This is a genomic window from Mesorhizobium sp. M2A.F.Ca.ET.039.01.1.1 (assembly GCF_003998035.1).
In the GTDB taxonomy this organism is placed as follows: domain Bacteria; phylum Pseudomonadota; class Alphaproteobacteria; order Rhizobiales; family Rhizobiaceae; genus Mesorhizobium.
Genome location: NZ_RZRY01000708.1, coordinates 1 through 3,116, shown reverse-complemented (window position 1 = coordinate 3,116; position 3,116 = coordinate 1). Strand labels below are relative to the sequence as shown.

The 3,116-nt window shown below is 65.8% G+C and carries 3 protein-coding genes; 2 read left to right on the top strand and 1 reads right to left on the bottom strand.

Annotation, left to right across the window (positions count from 1 at the left end; all coding sequences use genetic code 11):
- The coding region (locus EOA24_RS32260) for a substrate-binding domain-containing protein (RefSeq protein WP_127410492.1) at positions 1-721 on the top strand (721 nt) is incomplete at its 5' end.
- 70 nt (positions 722-791) lie between these two features.
- Positions 792-1,685: a sugar phosphate isomerase/epimerase gene (locus tag EOA24_RS32255; RefSeq protein WP_127258802.1), complete on the top strand. Its 894-nt coding sequence runs from the start codon at positions 792-794 to the stop codon at positions 1,683-1,685.
- 4 nt (positions 1,686-1,689) lie between these two features.
- Here EOA24_RS32255 and EOA24_RS32250 read toward each other — a convergent pair.
- The coding region (locus tag EOA24_RS32250) for an ABC transporter ATP-binding protein (RefSeq protein ID WP_133374719.1) at positions 1,690-3,116 on the bottom strand (1,427 nt) is incomplete at its 5' end.

Here is a 3,116-nt window from a genome sequence, read left to right as displayed (position 1 = left end):
GGTCTCGCAGATCGATTCCTTCATCGCCGCCGGCGTCGACGTCATCATGCTCAACGCCGTCGACGCCAAGGCGATCGCGCCCGCGGTCAAGAAGGCGCAGGCGGCCGGCATCGTCGTCGCCGCCTTCGACGTCTCGGCGCCGGGCGCCGACGTCACCGTGATGACCAACAACGTCAAGGCTGGCGAGGAGGCCTGCCAGTATCTGGTCGACCACACCGGCGGCAAAGGCAACTACGTCATCCTCAACGGTCCGGCCTCGTCCTCGATCCTGGAGCGCGTCAAGGGCTGCAAGAACGTGCTTGCGCAGCACGCCGACATCAAGGTCCTGTCCGACGACCAGAACGCCGAAGGCTCGCGCGACGGCGGCCTGAAAGTGTTCCAGTCGCTGCTCACCCGCTTCGACAAGATCGACGCGGTGTTCGCCATCAACGATCCGACGGCGATCGGCGCGCAGCTCGCCGCCAAGCAGCTCAATCGCTCGGAATTCATCATCACCGCGGTCGACGGCGCCCCCGACATCGAGAAGGAGTTCGCCTCCGGCACCTCGATGATCAAGGCTTCGGCTTCGCAGGATCCCTATGTCATGGCCGGCCAGTCGCTGACGATGGCGGCGGATGTGCTTGCAGGCAAGAAGCCGGCCGAGCCGACGGTGCTGCTCGATCCGAAGCTGATCACCGCCGAGAACCTGAAGGACTACAAGGGCTGGACGGCGGCCCGCTAAAAAGCCTGCTCCCAAGGCTGGCGCGGCCGGATCGGTCCGGCCGCGCCTCATTCATCGGACGGAGATGATCATGTCGCGCATTGGAATCCACTCTTTCGTCTGGTCTGCGAGCTCGGCGCAGGCGGATCTCGAACGCACGCTCGCCAACACCAAGGAAGCCGGCTTCGACCTGATCGAGTTCTCCTATCTCGATCCGGCCGATGTCGATATCGGCAGGCTGGCCAAAAGCATCGCCGATCTCGGCCTGGGCGTTGCGATCAGCATCGGCCTGCCGGCCGATGGCGACATCTCCAGCCCCGACAAGGCGGTCGCCGCGCGTGGCGTCGAGAGCTTGAACCGCACCGTCGCCCTCACGCGCGATCTCGGCGGTCAAAAGGTCGGCGGCATCCTCTCGACCAGTCACGGACTGCAGACCGAAGCACCGACGCGAGACCAGTGGAACCGCAGCGCGGGAACACTTGCCAAGGTTGCCGAGACCGCCAAGGCCGCCGGGGTCACGCTCAATCTCGAAATCGTCAACCGCTTCGAGAGCAACCTGCTCAACACCGCCGCGCAAGGGCTGGCCTTCATCGAGGACACCGGCTCCGACAACATCTTCCTGCATCTCGACACTTTCCATATGAACATCGAGGAGGCCGATGTCGGGCTGGCCATCCGCCACGCCGCGAAGAAGATCGGCTATGTCCATATCGGCGAGAGCCATCGCGGCTTCCTCGGCACCGGTAGCATCGACTTCGCCGCGATCTTCGATGCGCTGACGGCGATCGGCTACAGCGACGACCTCAGCTTCGAGTCCTTCTCCTCGGAGATCGTCGACGAGAACCTGTCGCGGAAGACGGCGATCTGGCGCAATCTGTGGATCGACAATATGGAGCTCGCCCGCCATGCGCGCCGCTTCATCGCGGTCGGCCTGGAGACGGCGCGGCGCAAGGCCGATCTCGTCTCGGCTTCGCAGCGGCCCTGAAGCTTCACGACAATTCGCCGCGCCGCCAGCAGGCGATCAGATGGCCGTCGCCCGCATCGGTGGCGGGCGGTTCGGCTTTCAGGCAACCGGGCTGCGCCAACGGACAGCGGCCGGCGAATGCGCACCCGCTGTTCGAATTGATTTCGGCCGCAATCTCCGCCTGGACTGAGACCGCAGGTGACTCATCCGAAGACGCTGCCAAAAGCTGCTTCGTGTAGGGGTGGTTGGGTCCGCGAAAGACCTGTTCGGACGCGCCGGTCTCGACCAGCCGGCCGCGATAGAGCACGCCGATCCTGTCCGCCATGTAGCGCACCACCCTGAGGTCGTGGCTGATGAACAGATAGGTCGTGTTCCTGTCGCTCTGCAGATCGTTGAGCAGGTTGAGCACCGTTGCCTGCACCGAGACGTCGAGCGCTGAGGTCGGCTCGTCAAGCACCACCACTTTCGGCGCGCCGGCGAAGGCCCGGGCGATCGCCGCCCTCTGCCGCTGGCCGCCGGACAATGAGCGTGGCTTCTGTTCCGCGGTTGTCTCCGCCAGCCGGACGGAGCGGAGAAGCTCGGCGGCGCGTTCGCGCGCCTGGCTCCGGCCAAGCCCGGCAAGCCGCCGCAGCGGCCGGCTGATGATCCGCCCGATCCGGTGGCGCGGGTTGAGCGTGCGGTCGGGCGACTGGAAGACCATCTGCACGTCGCGCCGTTCGCCTGGCGCCCGCTTCTCGGCGCGTGGCGCCACCGTCCTGCCGAACAGCTCGACCGATCCTTGGCTAGGCGTCTGCAGCCCGGTGACGATCCGCGCCAGCGTCGATTTGCCGGAGCCGGATCCACCGATCAGGCCGAAGGTTTCGCCTTGCTCGATGCGGAGCTCGACCTTGTGCAGCACCGCCTGGTCGCGGAAGGAATGACTGATCTCCTTGCAGGCGATGGCGATCCGCCCGTCTCTTTGATCGAGACCGTTAACGGTCGCCTTGGGGCGACCACGAACGGTCGTGCCGATTTCAGCTAGCCTCCCATCCCGCTTGGTGAAATTGAGCGCCGGGATCGAGGCGATCAGCGCCTTGGTATAGGCATGGTCCGGGTGCTCGAAGACATCCGCGGCATCGCCGCTCTCGACCACCGCGCCTGACTGCATAACCGCCACCCGGTCGCAGGAGCGGCGGATCAGGTTGATGTCGTGGCTGATCAGGAGGATGCTGGTTTTGTGGTCGCGGCGCAGGTCGTCGAGGATCGCGATGACCTCCGACTGCACGCTTGCGTCGAGCGCCGTGGTCGGCTCGTCCAGAACCAGCAGCGCCGGGTCGAGCGCGATGGCGATGGCGATGTTGGCGCGCTGCTGCATGCCGCCGGAAAGCTCATGCGGGTAGAGATCGAGCACCCGCTCGGGATTGGCGACGCGCACACGCCGGAGCAACTCGGCGGAGCGCCAGCGCGCTTCCT

Excerpts from the sequence above, each read along its gene's own strand:
- EOA24_RS32255 (WP_127258802.1), top strand. The coding sequence starts at position 792 with ATGTCGCGCATTGGAATCCACTCTTTCGTCTGGTCTGCGAGCTCGGCG.